The organism is Flavobacterium sp., from assembly GCF_044341265.1.
Classification (GTDB): domain Bacteria; phylum Bacteroidota; class Bacteroidia; order Flavobacteriales; family Flavobacteriaceae; genus Flavobacterium.
The window spans coordinates 1-23,382 of record NZ_JBIISA010000034.1 but is presented as its reverse complement, the minus strand read 5'-3'; the positions used below and the strand labels follow the sequence as shown (position 1 = coordinate 23,382).

The following is a 23,382-nucleotide window of genomic DNA, read 5'->3' as shown; positions in this document are numbered from 1 at the left end:
CTGAAACGAGTTCAGATTAAAAACATCAAAAAAATTAGAAATTATGAAATCACTTAAAAACATCAGCCTTTTATTTTTAGCAACATTAGCTCTAACAAGTTGCTCAAACGACGACAACAATTCAGCAGTACAACTTCCTCCAAGTGCAGCTCAATTTGCAAACATTAGAGAAACTGCTTTAGAGAATTTGACACAACATTTTACAATGACTGCCGGAACCGGAACAGTAACATTGACCTCTACAAAAGGAGTAACTATAATGATAAATGGAAACTGTCTAACAAAAAATGGAAACCCAGTTACTGGTGCTGTAGATATAGAATATGTAGAACTTTTTGATAAAGGACACATGTTAACTACCAACAAACCTACAATGGGTTTAATGCCAAACGGAGACAAAAACCTTTTAATTTCTGGAGGAGAATTTTATATCAATGCAACTCAAGGTGGACAACAATTAGCAATCACATGTAATATGGTTTTACTAGTTCCTTCAAATCTTACTGAAAATGCAATTGATACTAGCATGACATTATGGGATGGGAATATGGATAATCCAGAAAATTTAGTTTGGGAAGCAGCAAACACAACACCTGCTGGACCTCAAGGTGGTGGAGTAGGATTTGAACAAAATAGTTATTATGTTACTTTTGGAAACTTTGGTTGGTCAAATGTAGATAGATTTTATAGTGATCCTAGACCAAAAACGACTTTACTTGCAAGTGTTCCAAACGGATATGACAATACCAATTGTGCTATTTATTTATCTTATGATGGAGAAGGACAAAATGCTTTAGCAAAGTTGGATACTTACAACCCAACAACTAAAAAATTCAGCGAACATTATGGTCAAATTCCAATTGGTTTACAATGTCATGTAATTTTTGCAACAGAAGAAAATGGTCAATGGAGATATGCCATAAAAGGAGTTACTGTTGCAGCAAACGATGAATATACATTCACACTTAGCGAAACAACTGTTGGTTCTGAAGCACAACTTGTAGCAGCGATAAATGCAATTCAATAATAGTTAGGTTAAGTTTATTTTTGGAAAAGCGGTGATTTATTCATCGCTTTTTGTTATTTTTATAAATGCTAACCAACCTTTTTACAATGAAAAAATTAGTTTTACTCCTGTTTTTAACTACCTTTTTTTCTTTTTCTCAAACAAAAGTAAAAGATACAGTTACCAGAAAAGCTACTATTAGCTTTGATAAAAAAGGAAACTTGGTTTCTTTAAAACCAGAAACTCCTCCATTAAATCAAATTGCCGGTGCGCCACCAGCAAGTTATAGTTACTTTTGGGAACTTGGCGATGGCAGTTATAGCAAAGCTAAAGAACCTAAAAAAGTATACAAAAAGAAAGGCGATTACAAAGTAAACCTTGCTGTTACAAATAATTATGACAATGGAAAACCACCTTCTACTCGACCAAAAACTGTTGCTATAACAGAAATTACTGATGACAAATCGGAGGATATTGCTTCTATTGAAACGGAAGATGGATTTAAAATATTCAACAATCGCGAACCAGTTCCGGAGGAAGAAATGATTATCGTTTTGAGTTATCAAAATCTTCTTGATTATGTTTCTAGCGGAAAATTATACTTGTTTTACAACGATAAAGAGTTTAAAAATAAAAACTTCGAACTATTAGAAACTCGAACACATTTTGGAGAAAGAGAAATTATTGAAAACGGAATTGCTTCTGTTGACGACAAAAATAATTCTAATGAAAATGTAGCTTCAGTTGATGATTATACTTATTTCAAAAAATCCTTTTCTATTGAAGATGAAAACTTAGACATGACTTTAGCAGAAAGCAAAGCCTTGTTTTCTGATGTGAAAATTTTAGAATTTGATGCTATGAATGCTAAAGAAACTCGAAATGTTTTTATGAGTTTCAAAACAACTCCAGATATGATAAAAGACACTAGTGCGACTGTAAGAATGCGTGGTGTTTATGTTCCTGATAGAAACTACAAAAACCATAAAAAGAAAACATTAGAAATGGAGATTGTGACTTCTCATGATCCTAATAAAATGTCTAGTAACGGAACTCTTATCAATTATAGATTGGTTCGATTAAAAACACTAAATTTCAAAACGCGTTTTCAAAATGATGGTGAAGGTCCAGCAAAAACCATTAGACTTGAAACCGATATCCCAGAAATGTTTGATAAAAAAACACTCCAAATTGTTGATTTATATCCCAAATGTCCGATATGTCCTAAAAATGAAATTGTAAATTACAGTTGTTTGGATACGATAATTAAAAAGGGCCAAATTCATTTTACATTTAAAAATATTTATCTCCCTGGAAGTCAACAAAAGAATGTAAAAGAACGCGATTCGACTAAAGGATTTGTAAAATATTCATTGAAATTTGCCAAAGATTTTCACAAGATAAAAACCAAAAGTAAAACTTCAATTTTCTTTGATAAAAACGAACCAGTAATTACTAATTATGCTGTAACAAGATTCAAACCCGGAATTTCAATTGGAGCAAAAGCTGGATACAATTATTTTCCAGATCAAGAAAACCCAAAGAGTTTTTTTGTTGGAGCTACAATTTCTCCATATAAATCTTATCGCTTTTATTGGCAATCGGAACTATATTTTAATCATCTTGAAACTGGCGGAAAAAATACTACTTCACCTCTACTTTTGCAACAATTTACACCTCCAATCCTATTGAGTAATGGAACTGTTGTTGATGCCGCATTTACTCAAACATCGAATTCCTCAAAATTAACTAGAAATTTAATTGATATTGTACCTATTTCTTTACGTTATAACATCAACAATTATATTGGTGTTGGCGCTGGACCTCAACTATCCTTAATAATGAATGAAACTGTAGAAAATAATTTTTCAAAAAAATATTATGCTGTAAATTTTGGTCAAAACCCACCTATTCAAGGAAATGAAATAACCGATTTACAAGAATCTAATAGTTCAAAAACTACTTCAAAAAATTTCTCAAAAACCCAGACTAGTTTGTTTGCAGATGTAACTTTTGGCTTTGCCAGAATTGGACCAAGTGTTGGAATTAGATATTACAAAAACTTTGAAAAAGAGTTTGATTACTGGCAGTTTTATGGTATTTGGAAGTTTTAATTTATGCGGAAAATAATTCTTCTTTTCTTATTCACTCAAATGATATTTTCTCAAAGTAATGCGGTTACTTTAGAAGATAAAATCTATTATGCAATAGATGTATTTGTTGCCAATCCGAGTGATGAAAATTTGAAAAAACTAGAAATTTTAGAAAAAACATTTCATCCAAAATCAAAAGCTGAAATTCTTGCTTTGGTAATTTTAAAAAGTAATAAAGCTTACTATCAAAATCAATTTGGGTTAGCCAATAAAGCTATTTCAAGTTATGAAAGTGCATGGCAGTTGTTTCAAAAAAACAAACTTTCTGACTATGATATAACCGAGTTCTGTTTAAAACCATTAGGCAATCTTTATACTATTATTGGGGATTATGACAATGCAGAAAATACCATAAAACAATACTTTTACATTGCTAATGTTGAAAAAAATCAGGCACAAAAGTATGCGGCAATTCTCAATTTATCCAATGTATATCAAAACTCAGGTAGAATTAATGAGGCTATCGATTTACTTGAAAAAACAATAAAAACAGAAAGATTAACTGCTACACAAAAAGGTGTTCTATTGAATAATTTAGGAAATAATTATTTTCTGAATACTAAATCTGACAAAGCAGAAAGTTCCTATTTACAATCTATTTCTTTATTAAAATCAGATAAATCTCAAATTGAAACTTTATCAAATGCTTATAGAAATTTATCAAAATTAAACCTTTATTCAGATGTAAAATTAGCAGATTCCTATTTAGAAAAAGCACGAAATGAGTTCAACAAATTATCAAATTTAGAACCTCGAAAAAAAGCTCAATTTAGTATTGAAGAAGCCAATTTGTTATTCAAAGAAGGAAAAATATCGGAGGCAGATATCAAAATCAAAGACGCTTTTACGATTCTAATTCCTTATTTTAATAAATCAAAAGGCAATCTTCCCAATAAGAATTCTCTTTATGCAGAAACCACTTTATTAGATGCTTTAGATTTACAAGCCGAACTGTTTTTAGCACAGAATCAACCAAAAAAAGCATTAGAAAGCTATCAACTTTCTTTTCATATAGAGGAGTTATTTCAATCGCTTTTAGTTTATGAAAACTCTAAAATAATTTCGCAGATTAGAAACCGAAATCGAACCGAAAAATGTCTTGACATCTACTATTCACTTTATCAAAAAGAGAAAAAAGTAATTTATCTCGAAAGTGCTTTTGTGTTGCAAGAACAAACAAAATCTGCAGTTTTAAGTCAAACTATTTCGAAAAACAAAACAATATCAAGAGAAGAAAAACTAATTTTAGAACAACTTCAAAACTGGAATACTATAATTAGCAAAGAGCAACAAAAATTAGATTCAGCCGATATTTCTGTAATCAATAACGCCATCAAAAAGCAAAATGAATTGATGCTATTATTGAAATCGAAAACGTCTGAAAAATCAAATGAATCCAAAATAGTTGCTATTAATAATTTGTATTCAAAACTAAAAAAAGACAAAGCTGCTTTGGTTGAATATTTCTATGGTCAAAACAGAATATATGTTTTCACTTTAGAAAACGGAAATATAAAGTTAGATTTTATTAAAAACGACGATAATTCCATTAGAAAAATAAGATCATTTATTGATTATTTTTCTGATAGTGAAAAGATTGCAAACCATGTTTCTGATTATAATTATGATGGATTTTTAGTTTATAAAATGCTGAAACTTCCAGCAAAATCAACTTATAAAAACCTCATCGTTATTCCAGATGGAATACTTACTTTTCTTCCTTTTGAAGCATTAATTACAAAAGAGTCTAAGACAACCAATTTTGCCAAAATGAATTATTTATTAAATGATTTCGCAATTGGCTACAACAATTCTGCTTCATTTTATTTGAACTCCGTTCCTTTTAAATTTGATAAAGAAACTGTTCTTGGCGTGTTTCCAATATTTGAAAAAACCAATTTAGAACTAGCTTTTTCCAAAAAAGAAATGGAAGCTATTCAAGAGAAATTTGATGGCAATTATCTTTCAAAAACCGAAGCAACATTTAAAAATTTCAGTTCAAATGCCCAAAATTATTCCATTCTTCATCTTTCAACACATGCCGATTCAGGCGATATTATAGATCAGGCGAATATCAAATTTTATAACTCCGAAATCTTATATTCTGAGTTATATAATTTAGAAATCAACCCAAATTTAGTGGTATTGAGTGCTTGCGAAACAGGAATTGGTAAACTTTATAAAGCTGAAGGAGCGATGAGTATTGCAAGAGGATTTCAATTTGCTGGAGCTCAAAATCTGTTATTCTCCTTATGGAAAGTAAACGATTTTACGACTTCAATTTTGATGGACAAATTCTACTCCAATATAAAATCTGGCAAATCCTATTATGAAGCTACCAATAAAGCAAAGCTTGATTTTCTTTCTGACGAATCGATTCCAAACGCAAAAAAATCACCTTATTATTGGAGTGCCTTTGTATATTACGGAACATTAGAAACCAACTCTAATGGAAACTATTTTATTTGGTTTTCCATTTTAGGAAGTGCAATTGCTTTACTTTTGCTGTTCAAAATTTTAAAAAAATGGAAGAATTCCAAACGACTTTAAAGAAAAACAATTACAAAAAAATTGCTTTCAAAGTTTCCAAAACTCAGCATTTACTGATAAAGGCAAGTATTAACGGAGTAAAAGGAAACTTTATTCTAGATACTGGTGCAAGTAATAGTTGCGTTGGATTTGAGAGCGTTGAATTATTTCAACTAAAAGCCAAAAAATCTAAAACCAGAGCAGCTGGTGCTGGTGCTACAGGAATGTTTACGCAAGTTGCAAAAAACAACACCTTACAACTTGGCAGATGGAAAGAAACTGATTTTCATTTGGTGATTTTTGATTTATCTCATGTTAACATAGCGTTACAACAATACAAAGCCAAACCAGTTCAAGGAATTATTGGGGCCGATATTTTATTACAAGGAAAAGCTATTATAGATTATTATAATCATTGTTTGTATTTGAAGTAATTCTAAATATCATTTAGAAGAACAATTCTTACATCTTTTTTAATACATTTGATACTTAATTATTTGATTATGAGAAAACTTTACACTTCAATACTTTTATTTTTTCTATTGACAATGTCTTTAAACTCTTTTGGGCAAATTGTTGCTAATGATGATTTTTATCAGTTCCCGCTACCGTTTACTCCAGTGGTTACTTCTAATGACACTTTAAATGGTGTTTCAACAACAATGTCAACTGTAAATATTACACCAACTACAATTGGCCAACTAAGTATTGATTCAAATGGTATTTTAACCGTTGCACCGAATACACTTCCTGGAACATACACAATAACTTATTCAATTTGTGAAGTTGCAAATCCAAATAATTGTGATAATGCTACAGCAACTGTATTTATTCAATCAAGTATAATTAATGCCGTTGATGATTCTTTTGTTTTTGATTCACTTGGTGGAACAACACCAAGTGTATTAGATAATGACACAATTAATGGATTGCCTTTAATCTCACTTGGTGTTCCAAATAGTGTTTTTGCAACTGCTGTAAGTGTTCCTGCTGGGTTGACATTTAATCCTGATGGAACCATAAGTGTAAGTCCAAATTTACCAAGTGGAACCTATCCAGTAGTTTACCAAATCTGTGAAGCATTAAATCCAATAAATTGTGATACTGCTGTAGTGACTATTGTGGTAAACTACATTCCTTTAGAAATTGATATGGTTGCTACTTATAATGATTATAACAATGACGGATTTGTAAACGTTGGTGATGTAATTAACTATCAAATTACACTAACAAATATCGGAACTACCACAATGACTAATCTTACTGCCTGTCAATATTCAATGACTGTTAGTGGCGGAACACTTGCAAGTTTGAATGCAGGAGCTTCTAATAGTACTTTTTTTACAGGAGTTCATGTTATAACGCAAGCAGAAATAAATGCAGGAAGTGTTTTTGGATTGATTTGTATTTGTGCAGGTTCAGGAGAACAAAATTGTTTAGACGGAATCACCACACCTTTAAGCCAATCTAATGGTATAAAACTTCAAGCATTTATTGACAGTAATTCTAACGGAATAAAAGACGCTTCGGAAAGTTTCTTTTCTGGTGGATACTTCAATTATTCAATAAATGGAGGCGCAACAACCAATTTATATTCAAGTACAGGAATAAATTATTTGTATGAAAGTAATCCAGCTACAACTTATAATTTTAGTTATACAACTCCTAATGCTTACTATACTTGTCCGACAACCTATACCAATATCACTGTACCGAATGGTTCTGGAATAACAACTTATAATTTTCCAATAACCGTTATTCCATATACTGATTTAGCAGTTTATTTGGGTCCTTCTGGAGGTCCAAGACCTGGGTTTAGCTATTACAATTATTTTACAATAAAAAACAATGGTAATCAAACCATCACTTCTGGAACCGTAACTTTCACAAAAGATAATGCTTTAGCAATTTCTACTCTTCCATCTGGCGCAACAGCTACTGCAACAGGGTTTACTTATAATTTCACCAACTTACTGCCATTTGAAATTCGTTATGTTTATGTAACACTTCAAGTTCCAACAATACCAACAGTATCTCTTGGTCAATTGGTAACAAATACAGTTTCAGTAACAATACCATCTGGTGATGCAAATGTGAATAACAATAATGCAAGTTTGACACAAGATATTCGTGGTGCTTACGATCCAAATGACAAACATGAAAATCATGGAGGCAAAATTCTTCATTCTACATTTACATCAAACGATTATTTAACGTATACCATTCGATTTGAAAACACAGGAAATGCTAATGCAATAACGGTTAGAGTTGATGATGTTTTAGATGCTGATCTTGATGAAAATTCAATTATCATGGTTGCTTCCTCACATAATTATGTTCTAAGCAGAACAGGAAGTAATTTGTCATGGAAATTCGATGGTATCGATTTACCACCATCAGTTCCAAATACACAAATTGGTCATGGTTATATTACTTTTCAAATTAAACCTGAAGCAGGTTATGCTATTGGTGACATCATTCCAAATTTCGCTAATATTTATTTCGATTTTAATCCACCCATTGTAACAGATGTTTGTAATACCGAATTTGTAGCAAACTTATCCAATCAAAACTTTGCTTTCAATAATTTGAATTATTATCCAAATCCAGTGAAAAATAGTTTATCAATTTCTAACGCTTCATTAATAGAAGAAATAGAAATTACTTCACTACTTGGGCAAAGAATTCTCACGAAAAAAATTAATGAATTACAAACAGAACTTAATTTGAGTGAACTTGCAAATGGAGTTTACTTTGTAAAAGTTATTAGTGAAGGTCAAGAAAAAACAATCAAAATAATTAAAGAATAAAGTTATTATTCTAAATTAATAAATCCCAAATTCCAAAGTTTAACATTTGAATTTGGGATTTATTTTAGAATTTATTAACTACTTATTATTGTTTTTAAAAGAAAAATACGCAATAATGGTGCTTAAAAACATCAAAATTCCACCTAATACAAATGGCGCACCAGCAAACTGAAACGGAGCTTCTTTATGAGTAAAGTAATAAAAAACTGTACTCATCATTGGTGGTCCAACAATTGCAGAAGCACTCATTAAACTTGAAAGCGTTCCTTGAATTTCTCCTTGTTCATTAGCTGGAACTTGACTTGAAATAACGGCTTGCATCGCAGGACCAGCGATTCCTCCAAGACAATAAGGTATTAAAAATGCGAACATCATCCAACTTTCAGTCGCTGTAGCAAATAGAAACATTCCAACAGTATAAAGTGCCATTCCAACATAAATACTTTTTTCGTTTCCTAATTTCGGATTTATAACGCGTATCAAACCACCTTGAACTATTCCGACCAAAAGTCCGATAGCTCCAAGTGAAATTCCTACCATTTTTTCATCCCAATTGAATTTGTACATCGTAAAATAACTCCAATTGCTATGAACAGCATGTGAAGCCGTGTAAAGCAAGAAAATAGAAACTACAAGCCCAATTAACTTTGGATATTTTCTCAAATTCATAAAAGCACCAATTGGATTAGCTCTTTTCAAACTAAATTCTCTTCGGTTGTCTTTTGATAAAGATTCAGGTAAAATAAAATAACCGTAAAGGAAGTTCAATAAACATAAAACCGCAGCTGCATAAAACGGAACTCTCGATCCATATTGTCCTAAAAGTCCACCGATTACTGGTCCTATTATGAATCCCAAACCGAAAGCCGCACCAATCATTCCGAAGTTTTTGGCTCTGTTTTCTAGTGTGCTGACATCAGCAATATAGGCAGAAGCTGTTGTGATACTCGCACCTGTAATACCTGCTATAATTCTTCCAATGAAAATCCATGTGATTGTAGGAGCAAAAGCTAACAATAAGTAATCCATTGAAAAGGCAAAAAGCGATATTAGAATTATTGGTCGTCTACCAAATTTATCACTTAAATTTCCAACTAATGGTGCAAAAACAAATTGTGTTATGGCATAAGCAAAAGTTAACCAACCACCAATTTTAGCCGCTTCACTAATATCTCCATGAATTAGTTCTTTAATCAACTTCGGAATCACTGGAATAATAATTCCCCAACCTGTAATATCGATAAGCATGGTTATAAAAATAAAACCTATTGCTGCCGATTTTTTGTTTGATGCCATAAAAAGTATTGGTTAGTGAACGCAAATAAACGAAAAAATCCCAAACTCTAAATAGAATTTGGGATTTGTATTTTGGAATTTATTTTAATTACAATTCTAATGCTTTTTTAGCATTTCCACCCATTAAATGTTCTACTGGGTTTTCTAATGCTTCTTTTACAGCAACCAAGAAACCAACTGACTCACGTCCGTCGATGATTCTGTGATCATAAGATAAAGCAACATACATTACTGGAGCGATAACTATTTGTCCGTTTTTCACGATAGCTCTATCAACAACATTGTGCATTCCTAAAATTCCTGATTGCGGAGGATTGATAATTGGTGTTGACAACATACTTCCAAAAACACCACCATTAGAAATTGTGAATGTTCCTCCAGTCATTTCATCAACAGTAATTTGTCCGTCACGAGCACGAATTGCTAATCTTTTGATTTCAGCTTCAACTCCTCTAAATGATAATGTTTCAGCATTTCTCATAACTGGAACCATTAATCCTTTTGGACCAGAAACCGCAACTGAAATATCACAGAAATCGTAAGAAATTTTCTCTTGACCATCTATCATTGAGTTCACGTCTGGGAATAATTGTAATGCTCTTGTAACCGCTTTAGTAAAGAACGACATAAATCCTAAACCTAATCCGTGTTTCTCTTTAAATGCATCTTTATATTCGGCTCTTAAAGCATAGATAGCTGTCATGTCAACTTCATTGAACGTAGTTAACATTGCTGTTTCATTTTTAGCAGAAACTAATCTTTCGGCTACTTTACGACGTAACATTGATAATTTTGTTCTCTCAGAACCACGATTTCCGGTAGTTGGAGTTCCCATAGATGGTACCGCATTTACAGCATCATCTTTAGTGATTCTTCCACCTTTTCCTGTTCCAACGATTTCAGTTGGTTGGATGTTTTTCTCGTCTAATATTTTTCTCGCAGCTGGAGATGGAGCTTGAGTTGCATATGTTTTTTCAGCAACTGGAGCCGCTTTTACCTCAGCTTTTGGAGCTTCTACAACTGGTTTCGCTTCTTCTTTTGCTGGTGCTGGAGCATCACCTGATGGTTTAGCTGCACTTGTGTCAATCAAACAAACAACTGCACCAACAGCAACCGCATCACCTTCTTCTGCTTTTAGAGTAATAATTCCGCTTGCTTCAGCAGGTAATTCAAGAGTTGCTTTGTCTGAATCTACTTCAGCAATCGCTTGGTCTTTTTCTACATAATCGCCATCTTTTACTAACCAAGTAGCAATTTCAACTTCTTTTATCGATTCGCCTGGTGAAGGCACTTTCATTTCTAAAATCATCCTTTTATAATTTTATATGTGTGTTATTATCTAAATAAATTTTTATCAAAAACCATTCTAATTGCATCGGCATGACGACGTCTATCTCTAGTATGACTTCCTGCTGCTGGTGCTGCGTATGCTTTTAATGAAGCTAATCTCCAAGGCACTAAATTGAAATTCATCAACATATAGCTGTAAGCTCCCATGTTTTTAGGCTCTTCTTGTGCCCAAACATAATCGTCTGCGTTTGGATAACTAGCAATAATTGCTTTTAATTGTTCTACTGGTAAAGGAAATAATTGCTCTACACGAACCAAAGCTACATCATTTCTTTCTAATTTTTCTCTTTCGGCAAGAATATCATAGTAGAATTTTCCGGTAACGAAAACAACTGTTTTTACTTTTTTCTTATCTACTGAATTGTCATCAATTGTTTCTTGAAATTGTCCGTTGTATAATTCTTCTTGTGTTGAAACACACAATGGATGACGCAACAAACTTTTTGGTGAAAAATGGATTAATGGTTTACGGAATTTCGTTTTCATTTGTCTTCTCAACAAATGATAGAAATTGGCTGGCGTTGTACAATCTGCAACATACATATTGTGGCGTGCACAAAGTTGTAAATAACGTTCCATTCTAGCCGAAGAGTGCTCTGCTCCTTGTCCTTCATATCCGTGAGGTAATAAAAGAACAATTCCGTTTTGGTTGTTCCATTTGTCTTCTCCACATGAAATGTATTGGTCAATCATGATTTGTGCACCATTTGAGAAATCTCCAAATTGTGCTTCCCAAATAGTCAATGCATTTGGATTTGCTAAAGCATAACCATAATCAAAACCTAAAACACCATATTCTGAAAGGAAGGAATTAAACACATTGAACTTCCCTTTTTTATCTTTAAGTGAATTTAAAAGAATTACTTCTTCTTCACTGTCTTCAACTTTTACAACGGCATGACGGTGAGAAAATGTTCCTCTTTCAACATCTTGACCAGAAATTCTAACATCGTAGCCTTCTGTTAATAGTGAACCGTAAGCAAGTGATTCAGCTGTTCCCCAATCGATAACATTGTTATCATACATTGTTTTTCTATCGGTGATAATTTTTGTGATTTTGCTTATGAACTTTTTATCTGATGGTAAAGTTGAAATTTCATTGGCTATTTGATCTAATTTCTTTTTATCAAATTTAGTATCAAATTTTTGCAACATAACATCATCCGATACTTGTTCAAATCCTTTCCATTCGTCTTGCAAGAATGGTTTGATAATCGTCAAATCTTTTTTACGAGATGCTTGAAGATTTTCATCTAATTTATCTTTGTATTCGTTTTCAATTTTGGTAATATAAGCAGCATCAACAATGCCAGCAGTAATCAATTTCTCTGCATAAATATCTCTTGGATTTCTATGCTTAGCAATGATTTTATATAAAACTGGTTGTGTAAAACGTGGTTCATCACCTTCGTTATGGCCATACTTTCTATATCCTAATAAATCGATAAATACATCGCGTCCAAACTGCATACGGAAATCTAAAGCAAATAACATAGCATGAACAACCGCTTCAGTATCATCTGAATTAACATGAAGTACTGGAGAAAGTGTCACTTTTGCAACGTCTGTGCAATAAGTAGATGAACGTGCGTCTTGGTAATTAGTAGTAAATCCAACTTGATTGTTGATTACAATATGAATTGTTCCACCAGTTTTGTAACCGTCAAGTTGCGCCATTTGAACAATTTCATAAACAATTCCTTGTCCGGCAACGGCTGCGTCACCATGAACTGCAATTGGTAATACTTTAGAGAAATCGTCTGGAGTGTATTTATCTTGTTTAGCACGCGCAATTCCTTCAATAACTGCACCAACTGTTTCAAGGTGCGAAGGATTTGGAGCTAAATTAATGTTGATTTTTTTACCCGATTTGGTTTTTCTTTCAGAAGTTAAACCTAAATGATATTTTACGTCACCATCAAAATATTCTTTATCGTAATCTTTTCCGTCAAATTCTGAGAAAATATCTTGCGTTGCTTTTCCAAAGATATTGGCTAAAATATTTAATCTTCCTCTGTGCGCCATTCCCATTACGAAATGTTCAACACCTTTTTCAGCAGCAGATTCAATCAAAGCATCTAGTGCTGGAATAATACTTTCGCCACCTTCAAGAGAAAAACGTTTTTGACCAACGTATTTTGTATGAAGGAAATTTTCAAAAGAAACCGCTTCGTTTAGTTTTCCTAAAATGTGTTTCTTTTGTTCACCATCAAAATTTGGTAAGTTATCGTTAATGTTGATTCTATTTTGAATCCACTGAATAACCTCTGGTTTTCTCATGTACATGTACTCAATACCAATATGCTGGCAGTACACATTTTTAAGATGAGTTATGATTTCTTTTAAAGTTTGAGGTTGCTGTCCAATAACTTTAGCAGCATCAAAAACCGTATTCAAATCAGCATCAGAAAGACCGAAATTTGCTAAATCTAAATTTGGCTCATAAGTTCTTCTTTCTCTAACAGGATTGGTTTCTGTAAAGAGATGTCCGCGTGTTCTATAGCCATCTATCAATTTAAGAACATTGAACTCTTTTTGGATTTTATCTGAAACAACAGAACAATCTTGATTTTCAGTAGCAAAATTTGCCAACTGTTGTCCAATATTTTCTTCGTTGTAGGTTGTCATTCCAAAATCGAAACCTTGAAAGAATGCTCTCCAACTAGGTTCAACAGAATCTGGATTAATTAGATATTGATCGTATGTTTGCGCGAAAAATTCGGTATGTGCTGCGTTTAAGAAGGAAAATCTATCCATATTTAAGATAAAATAATCGTTGTGTTAAAAAAATTTATGCAAAAGTAAAATATTTATAACAATCTTTCAATGTTTTTACTACTTTTATGTCGCTAATTAACTATATATATACGTATGAAAAAGAATGCCTTACACAATTTAACAAAAAGATTAACATTTGTATTTTTTATTGCGTTAAGTTTTACCATTTCGGCGCAAGAAACCCCAGAAAAAACTCAAAAAAGTGAGTTTTGGAGTAAAGTACAATTTGGAGGTGGACTAGGCCTTGGATTTGGTTCAGGTTTTACTAACATTGCAGTTTCTCCTACGGCTATTTACAATATCAATTCCTATGTATCTTTAGGAACTGGAGTACAATATAGTTTCTTAAAGCAAAAAGGGTTTTACTCTTCAAATATCTATGGAGCAAGTTTTATTGCACTTTTTAATCCTATTGAAGAAATCCAATTATCTACAGAATTAGAACAATTACGAGTAAATAGATCGTTTGAAGGACTTTTATCTGGAAGTGATAATTTTTGGAACACCGGACTTTTTGTTGGAGCTGGTTATCGAATGGATAATGTAACTATTGGAGCACGATATAATTTATTTTTCAAGACCGATAATGGAGTTTACGGAGATGCATTTATGCCTTTTGTGAGAGTGTTTTTTTAAAAGCAACAATTTGTAAAATTTATTTTTTAATAATTTAAACAATTAACATTATGAAAAACATTTTCATTTTGATTTTTATATTAGCGTCTTCTTCGGTATTATGTCAGAATCAATTTAAAAGTTTGCCAAAGCTACCATCAACCTTTGTAAATTTTTCTAACAACACTTACTCACTAAATTTTAACTACAACAAACCAAGCAGTTTGTATCGACTTTCAATTTACAACCCTACGACCAATTTGAATGATAATTACTATTTAGTAGGTGGAAAGTATTATATGAGTAACACTAAATCCTTTTCTTTTTTTGGGCCAGATGGACAAAGGATAGATTCATTTAATCCGAGTGGAACAAATGATTTTAAAAGTGCTTTAATAATGGGGTTTATAAATAAAATTATAAAAGGGTTTTAATATTTACTTCTAAACCACACCTTCATCCATTCGCGTTTTAAAATTAAAAACGAGACTTGTTCGGATAATTCCATAATATCTGAACCATCTAATTTTTTTACCTGATCTTCGGGAACATCAACTATATAAAGTAAACTTAAGTATTCGGCGAATTTGTATTGAATTAATCGATAAATTTTTTCGTGAAGTTGAATTTTTAGTTCATCAGGTTTAGTACTTGGATGAAAATCTACAGGTTCATTTGCGAAATTGAAATCTTTATTTAATTGCTCAATAAGTTTTTGGTACAAATTCTCTTTTTCTGCTTCAGAAAGTAAGTGGTCTGTTGATATTGGAGCTATAAAACTAGACATTTCTATTCATTAAGTTTTCACCAAAAGCTTTTAACATTTGTTTTTTATCACTAGAAATATTCATTTTTTCTAAAGTTTCAAATGCTTTAAAAGTGTACTCTTGAATGGCTTTTTGAGTGGCTTCAGATGCCTTTGTTTGATTAAATATCGATTTTACAGATTCTATTTTATCCGAATTATCACTTGGTTGAATCGAAAATAAATGTGTTAATTGCTCTTTTTCATCAGCATTAGAAAACTCCATTGCTTTCAAATACAAATACGTTTTTTTGTTTTCAATAATATCGCCACCAACTTGTTTTCCAAAAGTTTCTGGATCACCAAAAGCGTCTAAATAATCATCTTGTAATTGAAAAGCTATCCCTAAATTCAAGCCAAAATCATAAATTAAATTAGCATTATCTTCAGATGTTTCTGCAACAATTGCACCCATTTTCATAGCTGCTCCTACCAAAACAGCTGTTTTGTATTCAATCATTTTTAAATATTCAGGAATGGTAACATCTTCTCTTGTTTCAAAATCGACGTCGTATTGTTGTCCTTCGCAAACTTCAAGAGCAGTTTTGCTGAACAATTTTGCTAATTCTCTGAAAATCTTTGGTTCATATTCTTCAAAATGCTGATAAGCCAAAATTAGCATTGCATCACCAGAAAGAATTCCGGTATTAACATCCCATTTTTCGTGAACCGTCTCATTTCCTCTTCTCAATGGCGCATCATCCATAATATCATCATGAACCAATGAGAAATTATGAAAAACTTCAATTGCTGTTGCTGCTGCCAAAGCATTTTTACAATCAACATCAAAAACCTCTGTCGCCATTAATGTTAAAATTGGTCGCATTCTTTTTCCACCTAAATGAAGAATGTATTCGATTGGTTCATAAAGATTTTTTGGTTCTTTATTTAAATGCAATTCTGTGAAATAAACTGAAATAAGTTCTTGATAGTGAGAAAGTGCGTGCATTAATTCTGAGTTTGATTTTTAATGTTTCAGGATTACAAAAGTAAGTCAAAAAAACTTTAATGAGTAAAACCTACTCTTTATCAAATGTTAAATTTATGTAAATACTATGGAAACTATTTTTGTATTCAAAGTTTCCAACGTACATTTGCAATCGAAATTTAGAAGAAAAATGAAAGAAAAAATCATCAAAAAAGCAACAGACATGTTCCTGAAACTTGGTTTCAAGAGTGTTACTATGGATGATATTGCTTGTGAAATGTGCATTTCTAAAAAAACAATTTACAAATATTTTAGCAACAAAGAGAAATTAATTGAAGAAGGAACTGAAGTTATTCATCAAAAAATTCATTCGTTAATGGACGAAGTTGTTAGCAAAAACTTTAATGCAATAGAAGAAAATTTTGAATTGCGAAAAATGTTCAAAGAAATGTTTCAATCTTTTGATCATTCACCAGCGTATCAATTGAAAAAACATTATCCTGAAATTTATGAAAAAATGATGGCTAATGAAATTGAAGATTGCAATAAAATGTTTTCTCAAAATATTGTAAAAGGAATTCAACAAGGACTTTATAGGCAAGAAACAGATGTTGAATCGGCTACAAAGTTCTATTACACGCTTATTTTTTCAATAAACGAAAACACACAATTAGAAAGTGAAGCATCCAAACTAGAAGGAAAAGCATTAGAATATCATACAAGAGCCATCGCAACACCAAAAGGAATAATAGAATTAGAAAAACAATTAATAAACTATATATAATCATCAATCCATGAAATCGCCATAAACACAAGTTTGCGAATGCAAACACCTATGAAAATAGCGATACATATGCACCAACAAACAAATAATATTTACATATGAAAAACAAAATCATTCTAACCTTACTTTTCTTTGCTTCAATTTTGCAAGCACAAGAACAAAAAGAGAGTTACTCATTCTCTTTGAAACAAGCAATTGAACATGCCATTCAAAACAATTATTCTGTTTTAAATGCTAACAGAGATATTGAAGCCGCAAAACAAAAAAAATGGGAAACTACTACAATAGGTTTACCTCAAATTAATGGTAACATTGGATATGTAAACAATTTTAGAATTCAACAAAATGTAATAGTAGTGAATGGACAATCTCAAACTATAGCTTTTGGGACATACAACACTATGAATGCTTCTGCCACACTAAGTCAGTTAATTTTTGACGGCTCTTATCTAGTAGGATTGCAATCAGCAAAAACCTATTTGAAAATATCTGAAAACGCAAAAGTAAAAACTGCACAAGAAATAAAAGAAATAGTAATCAACTCCTATGGAAATGTTCTGTTGGCAGATGAAAGTATTTTGATTCTTCAAAAAAACAAAGGTATTTTAGAAAAAACACTTTCCGACACCAAAGAAATCTATAAAAACGGACTTATTGAAGAAGAAAATGTGGAGCAATTACAAATCACATTGTCTTCAATAAACAGTTCGCTTGAAAATGTAAAGCGTCAAAAAACAATTGCAAATGATATGATGAAATTGTTGTTAGGAATTAACTTAGATAAAGAGTTAAAACTTACAGATAAATTAGACAACTTAACACAATCTAATGTTGACTTAGCTATTTTAAAAGAAGAATTTAATGTTACAAATAACATTGATTATCAAATAGGTCAAAATCTTCAAACTAGTAAAGAATTGCTTTTAAAGTTAGAAAAAAGTAAAGCATTACCATCACTTGGAGCGGCTGTAAATTTTGGTTCCAATGCCTTTGGAAATTCGTTTACTTTTTTTAATCAAAACCAGCAATGGTTTAATTATTCTAACCTAGGAATTAATTTAAACGTTCCTATTTTTAGTAGTTTCGGAAGAAGTTCTAGAACACAACAAGCAAAAATTGCTTTAGAACAATCTAAAACACAATTAACAGAAACAGAGCAAAAATTGAAATTACAATTTGAAAAAGCTAAAAGCGATTACGAATTTAGTTTAGAACAATTAACAACATCTAAAAACAATTTGAATTTGGCAGAACGAATTGAAAATAAAAACCAAATCAAATTTACAGAAGGTCTAGCTAGTAGTTTCGATTTAACAAAAGCTCAAGAACAATTATACTCTGCTCAACAAAATTATCTTCAAGCAATGCTTGATGTAATCAATAAAAAAGCAACTTTAGAAAAATTAATAAACAAAAACTAATCCCAAAATAATATGAAATCGACGATTCACGAATTCCAAAAAATAAAAGTCATGAGTAAAAAAATACTTTTAATCACTATAATATCTTTCTCGATATTGTCTTGCTCTAAAAAAGAAAATGCTACAACTGTTGATGAATTAATTAAAGCTGGTAATGTAAAAGATCTTCAAACTAAAAAAGGTCTTATTCAAGCTGATTTGGCCAAAATTGATGAAGCTCTTTCAAAATTAGTAGAAGTTAAAAATCAAGAAGCCTTGGTTTCTGTGTTATCAGTAAAAGATACTACTTTTAGTCACTATTTAGAAATTCAAGGTAATGTTGACACAAAAGAAAACATCCTTGTTCAACCAGAATTCAGCGGAAACCTTACTTCTTTAACTGTAAAAGCAGGACAAAGAGTTTCTAAAGGACAAATTCTTGGTAGAGTTGATGATGCTGGAATGAGCCAACAATTAGCAAGTTTGGAAAACCAATACGCATTGGCAAAAACATCATTTGAAAGACAAAAGAATCTTTGGGATAAAAAAATTGGATCTGAAATTCAATTCCTTCAAGCTCAAACTCAAATGATTTCTGCTCAAAAAGCAGTTGCACAAATGAGAGCTCAAGTATCTAAAACATTAATTCGTGCTCCGTTTTCAGGAACAATAGACGAAGTTTTTGTTGAAAAAGGACAAATTGTTTCGCCAAGTCCACAAGGTCTTATGAGAATTGTAAACTTATCTAATATGTATGTTTCTACTTCTGTTCCAGAAACTTATATTGGTAAATTAAAAGTAGGAACTGTAGTTGATGTTTTCTTAACTTCTTTAGGAAAAACATACAAAGGAAAAGTACGTCAAGTTGGAAATTTCATCAACCCAAATAACAGAAGTTTCGGAATTGAAGTAAGCGTGCCAAATCCTGAAAATTTATTGCGCCCAAACCAAGTTGCAAAACTTAAAATCATTGATTACACAAGTAAAAATGCAATTGTAGTTCCAACAAATGTGGTACAAGAAGACGGAACTGGAAACAAGTTTGTTTTCACGGTAACTAATTCAAATGGTAAAACAGGTACTGCTAAAAAAGTACTCGTGAAAATTGGAAAATCATCAGATAATGTTACCGAAATTTTAAGCGGTTTATCAGCTAATGACATCATCGTAACTGAAGGTGTAAATAGTATTGCAGACGGAATGAAATTGAATTTCTAAATGTAAAATTGTTGTCAGTTTTCTGTTGTCAGTTCTAAACCGACAACTGATAACCGACAACCAACAACAAAATATATGAGTCACACAAATAAAGAATTCAGTATATCAAGTTGGGCAGTAGACAATCGTGTTACTGTTTATATCTTGACCTTATTAATCGTTATTACAGGAGTAATTGCCTACATAACGATGCCTCGTGAAGATTTCCCAGAAATCATCGAGAACAAAGTATACATTTCGTCTGTTTTCCCAGGAAACTCTGCCGAAGATGTTGAAAAATTAGTGATTAAACCACTTGAAAAGGAGTTCAAAAACATTTCAGGAGTAGAAAAAATTACGTCTAGTTCGTTTCAAGATTATGGAATGATTATCGTAGAATTTGCTGATAAAGTAACTATTGAGAATGCAAAAGTTAAAATCAAAGACAAAGTTGATTTTGCTAAAGCAGATACCGATTGGCCAAATCTAGACAACGGAAGTAAAGTAGAACCAAACGTTTTCGAATTAAACATTTCGGAAGAAGTGCCTATTTTGAACATCAACTTAAAAGGAAATTATACTACACAACAACTTAAAAAATATGGCGAACTACTTCAAGATGATATTGAAGAAATTCCTGAAGTTAAAAAAGTTGATATCCTTGGTGTTGATGATAAAGAAGTTGAAATTGCTGTAGATATTTTTAAAATGACCGCAGCTCAAGTTTCTTTTGATGAAATTCAAAATGCGGTGAAATATGAAAATATGACACTTTCAGGTGGAAATTTAATTTCACAAGGGTCAAGAAATAATATTAGAATCGTTGGTGAAATAAAAGATCCTAAAGAACTTGAAAATATTATTATCAAATCATATGGAGGTGCTGTTTACCTAAAAGATATTGCTAAAATTAGTTTTAAAGAGAAAGAAAAAACTACTTACGCTCGTGAATCAGGTAAAGAAGTGGTAATGCTTAACGTAAAAAAACGTTCTAACCAAAACATGATTTCTGCGATTGAGCAAGTTAAAGAAAAATTAGAAAAAGCTAAAGCATCTTATTTACCATCTAATTTAGAATTACAGTTAACTAATGACCAATCATCAAGAGTAGAACACCAAGTAGACGAACTTTCTAACCACATCATTTTCGGAATTGTGTTAGTAATGATTGTATTGATGTTCACTATGGGATTAAGAAATTCACTATTTGTTGGTGCGGCAATTCCATTATCAATGTTAATGGCGTTCAGTATTCTTTCAGCATTCGGATTAACACTGAATACTATGGTTCTTTTTGGATTAGTAATGGGATTAGGAATGCTTGTAGACGACGGAATTGTAGTGGTCGACAACGTATTTGCCAACATGCAAAAAGGAATGGATCGAGTTTCGGCTTCCAAAATTGGAATTGGTGAAATCGCTTGGCCTGTAATTTCATCTACAGCAACTACTTTGATGGCGTTTTTACCTTTCTTATTATGGCCAGGCACAATGGGTAAATTCATGAAGTATTTCCCAATTACATTGACAGTTACATTAACAGCTTCCTTATTTGTGGCAATGGTTGTAAATGCTGCCATGACTGGAGGTTCGATGGATACAACAGATAAAAATGTATCTAAAAAATCGGCAAAATTATATTCAATTATATTTACAGTTATTGCCGTAATTTTTGTTCTTATTGGAAATATATATGATTCAAAATTTGCAAGAGCAATTGGACATTTAGCATTAATTTCTCTAGGATTAATGTGGTTATACAAAATAAAATTATACCAATGGACGCAAGATTTTCAGTACAGTTTCTTCCCAAGAATGGAAGACAAGTACAAAAGCTTCTTGGCTAAAATATTAACTGGTAGAAAAGCATGGCTTGCTTTAGCTGGAATAATTGGGTTGTTAATTTTCTCATTTATGTTATTGGGAATTTTTCCAAGAAAGGTATTGTTTTTCCCAGACAACATTCCAAATCAAGTAATTACTTATATCGAATATCCTCAAGGAACCGATATTTCTAAAACTAATAAAGCCACTTTATTTGTAGAAAAACAAGTAATCAATATTTTAAGCAAATATGTTGAAGAAGGAACTAACGAAAATTACCTTGCAGAATCTATTGTTTCTCAAGTAGGTGTTGGAGCAGGAAATCCAAATGTTGATGCAGGTTCAGCATCGGAAACGCCATATAAAGGAAAAGTTACAGTGAATTTCTCTGAATTCAAATTTAGAAAAGGTGTCAATACAGCCGATGTTTTAGAAGAAATTCGTGCCAAAGTAAAAGGTATTGCAGGCGCTACTGTAACTGTGGAAAAAGACTCAAATGGTCCGCCAGCAGGTTATCCAATTAGTATTCAATTAACAGGAATTGACTATGATGTTATGTTGAAAGAAGCAGACAAAATGATTGCTTTTATAAATTCTAAAAACATTCCTGGAATTGAAAGACTTAGCGTTGATGTAAATAAAGAAAGTCCAGAACTTGAAGTAAAAGTTGACCGAGTTAGTGCCGGAAGTTTAGGAGTTTCTACAGGTCAATTAGGATTCAATTTACGTCGTTCAGTTTATGGTCAAGAAATCTCAACATATAAAGAAGGAGACGACGATTATAACATCACAATGCGTATGCAAGAAGACCAACGTAAAAACGAAAATGTATTGTTCAATCAATCATTAACGTTCAGAAATCAAAACAATGGTCAGATGATGCAAGTGCCAATTTCTGCGGTTTCACAAACAGAGAAAACGACTACTTACAATCAAATCAAAAGAAAAAACCAAAAACGAATCATGACGGTTTATTCTAATGTTTTGACAGGTTTTAATGGTGATGAAATTACAAAGCAAATACAAGCAGAATTAAAAGGATATGAATTACCAAAAACAGTTTCTTATTCGTTTTCTGGTGTTCAAGAAGAACAAGGAAAAAACCAAAGCTTCTTGATGTATGCTCTATTCTTAGCTTTAGCAGGAATTACGATTATTATTGTATTACAATTTAATTCAGTTTCTAAAACAATGGTAATTTTATTTACAGTTATCTTGAGTTTTAGTGGTGTATTCTACGGATATGTTATAGCTGGAATGGATTTCGTAATCCTGATGACCATGATGGGAATTATTTCCCTTGCCGGAATTGTGGTGAAAAACGGAATTGTATTAATGGACTTCTTTGTACTTTTATTAGACAAAAAAGTAGCAGAAAAACATTTAAACAGTCACGACGATTTATCATTAGAAGAAATAAAAGAAGTAATCATCGAATCTGGAAAATCGCGTTTACGTCCAGTATTATTGACTGCATTAACAGCTGTTCTTGGATTAATTCCACTAGCAATTGGGTTAAACTTTGACTTCTTCGGATTAATTACTGACTTAAACCCACACTTATTTATTGGTGGTGACAACGTAATCTTTTGGGGACCATTAGCATGGACCATCATCTTCGGATTGACTTATGCAACAGTCTTAACTCTTGTTATGGTTCCAGTAATGTTTTACTTGGTAAAACGAGTAAAATATAAACTTAGAGACAGAAGAGAATCAAGAAGAATAGCAACTGAAGAATAAAAATTGTTTAGTTAAATAAAAAAGCTCCGAAAAATATGAGGGCACTGAAAAACATCGTTTATTTTGATTAGCACCGTTTTTTAGAGAATAAAAAAACGCTTATAGTAGGATTTTATACATCCGTTATAAGCGTTTTACTTTTTGCAACTGTTTTTTATTGTAGT

General features: G+C 31.8%; 16 protein-coding genes. 11 read left to right on the top strand and 5 right to left on the bottom strand.

The features are described 5' to 3' along the window. Nucleotides 1-43: 43 nt before the first annotated feature. The 5 genes from ACIQ06_RS13890 (at nt 44) to ACIQ06_RS13870 (ending at nt 8,498) form a co-directional block, all read left to right on the top strand. Nucleotides 44-1,027, top strand: a complete 984-nt coding sequence (locus ACIQ06_RS13890; protein WP_396147313.1) for a hypothetical protein — start codon at nt 44-46, stop codon at nt 1,025-1,027. 86 nt (nt 1,028-1,113) lie between these two features. After that, complete coding sequence (locus ACIQ06_RS13885; RefSeq protein WP_396147311.1) at nt 1,114-3,120, top strand: PKD domain-containing protein; 2,007 nt, start codon at nt 1,114-1,116, stop codon at nt 3,118-3,120. A gap of 3 nt (nt 3,121-3,123) precedes the next feature. After that, entirely contained in the window at nt 3,124-5,709 is a 2,586-nt protein-coding gene (locus ACIQ06_RS13880; RefSeq protein ID WP_396147309.1) for a CHAT domain-containing protein, read from the top strand. After that, complete coding sequence (locus ACIQ06_RS13875) at nt 5,685-6,122, top strand: retropepsin-like aspartic protease (protein ID WP_396147307.1); 438 nt, start codon at nt 5,685-5,687, stop codon at nt 6,120-6,122. Before ACIQ06_RS13880 ends, ACIQ06_RS13875 begins: the two co-directional genes overlap by 25 nt. A 69-nt stretch (nt 6,123-6,191) precedes the next feature. Continuing rightward, nucleotides 6,192-8,498 (top strand): T9SS type A sorting domain-containing protein, encoded by a 2,307-nt coding sequence (locus ACIQ06_RS13870; RefSeq protein ID WP_396147305.1) that lies wholly within the window; start codon nt 6,192-6,194, stop codon nt 8,496-8,498. 78 nt (nt 8,499-8,576) lie between these two features. On the opposite strand, the gene ACIQ06_RS13865 is transcribed toward ACIQ06_RS13870, so the two are convergent. From ACIQ06_RS13865 to ACIQ06_RS13855, 3 genes are all read right to left on the bottom strand, one after another. Next, the gene (locus tag ACIQ06_RS13865; protein WP_396147303.1) at nt 8,577-9,794 is read right to left on the bottom strand and encodes a TCR/Tet family MFS transporter; all 1,218 of its coding nucleotides are present in this window, start codon (nt 9,792-9,794) and stop codon (nt 8,577-8,579) included. Nucleotides 9,795-9,882: 88 nt separating this feature from the next. Continuing rightward, entirely contained in the window at nt 9,883-11,103 is a 1,221-nt protein-coding gene (odhB, locus tag ACIQ06_RS13860; RefSeq protein ID WP_396147301.1) for a 2-oxoglutarate dehydrogenase complex dihydrolipoyllysine-residue succinyltransferase, read from the bottom strand. 26 nt (nt 11,104-11,129) lie between these two features. Next, complete coding sequence (locus ACIQ06_RS13855; protein ID WP_396147299.1) at nt 11,130-13,901, bottom strand: 2-oxoglutarate dehydrogenase E1 component; 2,772 nt, start codon at nt 13,899-13,901, stop codon at nt 11,130-11,132. Nucleotides 13,902-14,015: 114 nt separating this feature from the next. Here ACIQ06_RS13855 and ACIQ06_RS13850 point away from each other — a divergent pair, with 114 nt between their 5' ends. Continuing rightward, a complete protein-coding gene (locus tag ACIQ06_RS13850; RefSeq protein ID WP_396147297.1) occupies nt 14,016-14,558 on the top strand; it encodes a hypothetical protein in 543 nt (180 codons plus the stop codon). Between the two features lie 50 nt (nt 14,559-14,608). Beyond that, nucleotides 14,609-14,971 (top strand): hypothetical protein, encoded by a 363-nt coding sequence (locus tag ACIQ06_RS13845; RefSeq protein ID WP_396147295.1) that lies wholly within the window; start codon nt 14,609-14,611, stop codon nt 14,969-14,971. Here the strand turns inward: ACIQ06_RS13845 and ACIQ06_RS13840 are convergent. After that, nucleotides 14,968-15,324 carry a hypothetical protein gene (locus ACIQ06_RS13840; RefSeq protein ID WP_396147293.1) on the bottom strand — a complete coding sequence of 119 codons (357 nt, stop codon included), beginning with the start codon at nt 15,322-15,324 and terminating at the stop codon, nt 14,968-14,970. The two genes, ACIQ06_RS13845 and ACIQ06_RS13840, sit on opposite strands and share 4 nt — an antisense overlap. Continuing rightward, nucleotides 15,317-16,291, bottom strand: coding sequence for a polyprenyl synthetase family protein (locus tag ACIQ06_RS13835; RefSeq protein WP_396147291.1), 975 nt, complete (start codon nt 16,289-16,291; stop codon nt 15,317-15,319). The genes ACIQ06_RS13840 and ACIQ06_RS13835 overlap by 8 nt, the downstream gene beginning before the upstream one ends. Nucleotides 16,292-16,460: 169 nt before the next feature. Between ACIQ06_RS13835 and ACIQ06_RS13830 the strand changes: the two genes are divergently transcribed. The 4 genes from ACIQ06_RS13830 to ACIQ06_RS13815 all read left to right on the top strand — a co-directional run bounded on the left by ACIQ06_RS13830 (nt 16,461) and on the right by ACIQ06_RS13815 (nt 23,218). Then, nucleotides 16,461-17,054 (top strand): TetR/AcrR family transcriptional regulator, encoded by a 594-nt coding sequence (locus ACIQ06_RS13830; RefSeq protein ID WP_396147289.1) that lies wholly within the window; start codon nt 16,461-16,463, stop codon nt 17,052-17,054. Between the two features lie 98 nt (nt 17,055-17,152). After that, nucleotides 17,153-18,475: a TolC family protein gene (locus tag ACIQ06_RS13825; RefSeq protein WP_396147287.1), complete on the top strand. Its 1,323-nt coding sequence runs from the start codon at nt 17,153-17,155 to the stop codon at nt 18,473-18,475. Between the two features lie 51 nt (nt 18,476-18,526). Continuing rightward, entirely contained in the window at nt 18,527-19,672 is a 1,146-nt protein-coding gene (locus tag ACIQ06_RS13820; RefSeq protein WP_396147285.1) for an efflux RND transporter periplasmic adaptor subunit, read from the top strand. Nucleotides 19,673-19,747: 75 nt separating this feature from the next. Continuing rightward, nucleotides 19,748-23,218: an efflux RND transporter permease subunit gene (locus ACIQ06_RS13815; RefSeq protein ID WP_396147283.1), complete on the top strand. Its 3,471-nt coding sequence runs from the start codon at nt 19,748-19,750 to the stop codon at nt 23,216-23,218. Nucleotides 23,219-23,382 lie beyond the last annotated feature (164 nt).

Bases quoted from the DNA above. Each gene is read 5' to 3' on its own strand.
- ACIQ06_RS13890 (WP_396147313.1), top strand. From the start codon at position 44: ATGAAATCACTTAAAAACATCAGCCTTTTATTTTTAGCAACATTAGCT.
- ACIQ06_RS13885 (WP_396147311.1), top strand. From the start codon at position 1,114: ATGAAAAAATTAGTTTTACTCCTGTTTTTAACTACCTTTTTTTCTTTT.
- ACIQ06_RS13880 (WP_396147309.1), top strand. From the start codon at position 3,124: ATGCGGAAAATAATTCTTCTTTTCTTATTCACTCAAATGATATTTTCT.
- ACIQ06_RS13875 (WP_396147307.1), top strand. From the start codon at position 5,685: ATGGAAGAATTCCAAACGACTTTAAAGAAAAACAATTACAAAAAAATT.
- ACIQ06_RS13870 (WP_396147305.1), top strand. From the start codon at position 6,192: ATGAGAAAACTTTACACTTCAATACTTTTATTTTTTCTATTGACAATG.
- ACIQ06_RS13865 (WP_396147303.1), bottom strand. From the start codon at position 9,794: ATGGCATCAAACAAAAAATCGGCAGCAATAGGTTTTATTTTTATAACC.
- odhB (WP_396147301.1), bottom strand. From the start codon at position 11,103: ATGATTTTAGAAATGAAAGTGCCTTCACCAGGCGAATCGATAAAAGAA.
- ACIQ06_RS13855 (WP_396147299.1), bottom strand. From the start codon at position 13,901: ATGGATAGATTTTCCTTCTTAAACGCAGCACATACCGAATTTTTCGCG.
- ACIQ06_RS13850 (WP_396147297.1), top strand. From the start codon at position 14,016: ATGAAAAAGAATGCCTTACACAATTTAACAAAAAGATTAACATTTGTA.
- ACIQ06_RS13845 (WP_396147295.1), top strand. From the start codon at position 14,609: ATGAAAAACATTTTCATTTTGATTTTTATATTAGCGTCTTCTTCGGTA.
- ACIQ06_RS13840 (WP_396147293.1), bottom strand. From the start codon at position 15,324: ATGTCTAGTTTTATAGCTCCAATATCAACAGACCACTTACTTTCTGAA.
- ACIQ06_RS13835 (WP_396147291.1), bottom strand. From the start codon at position 16,291: ATGCACGCACTTTCTCACTATCAAGAACTTATTTCAGTTTATTTCACA.
- ACIQ06_RS13830 (WP_396147289.1), top strand. From the start codon at position 16,461: ATGAAAGAAAAAATCATCAAAAAAGCAACAGACATGTTCCTGAAACTT.
- ACIQ06_RS13825 (WP_396147287.1), top strand. From the start codon at position 17,153: ATGAAAAACAAAATCATTCTAACCTTACTTTTCTTTGCTTCAATTTTG.
- ACIQ06_RS13820 (WP_396147285.1), top strand. From the start codon at position 18,527: ATGAGTAAAAAAATACTTTTAATCACTATAATATCTTTCTCGATATTG.
- ACIQ06_RS13815 (WP_396147283.1), top strand. From the start codon at position 19,748: ATGAGTCACACAAATAAAGAATTCAGTATATCAAGTTGGGCAGTAGAC.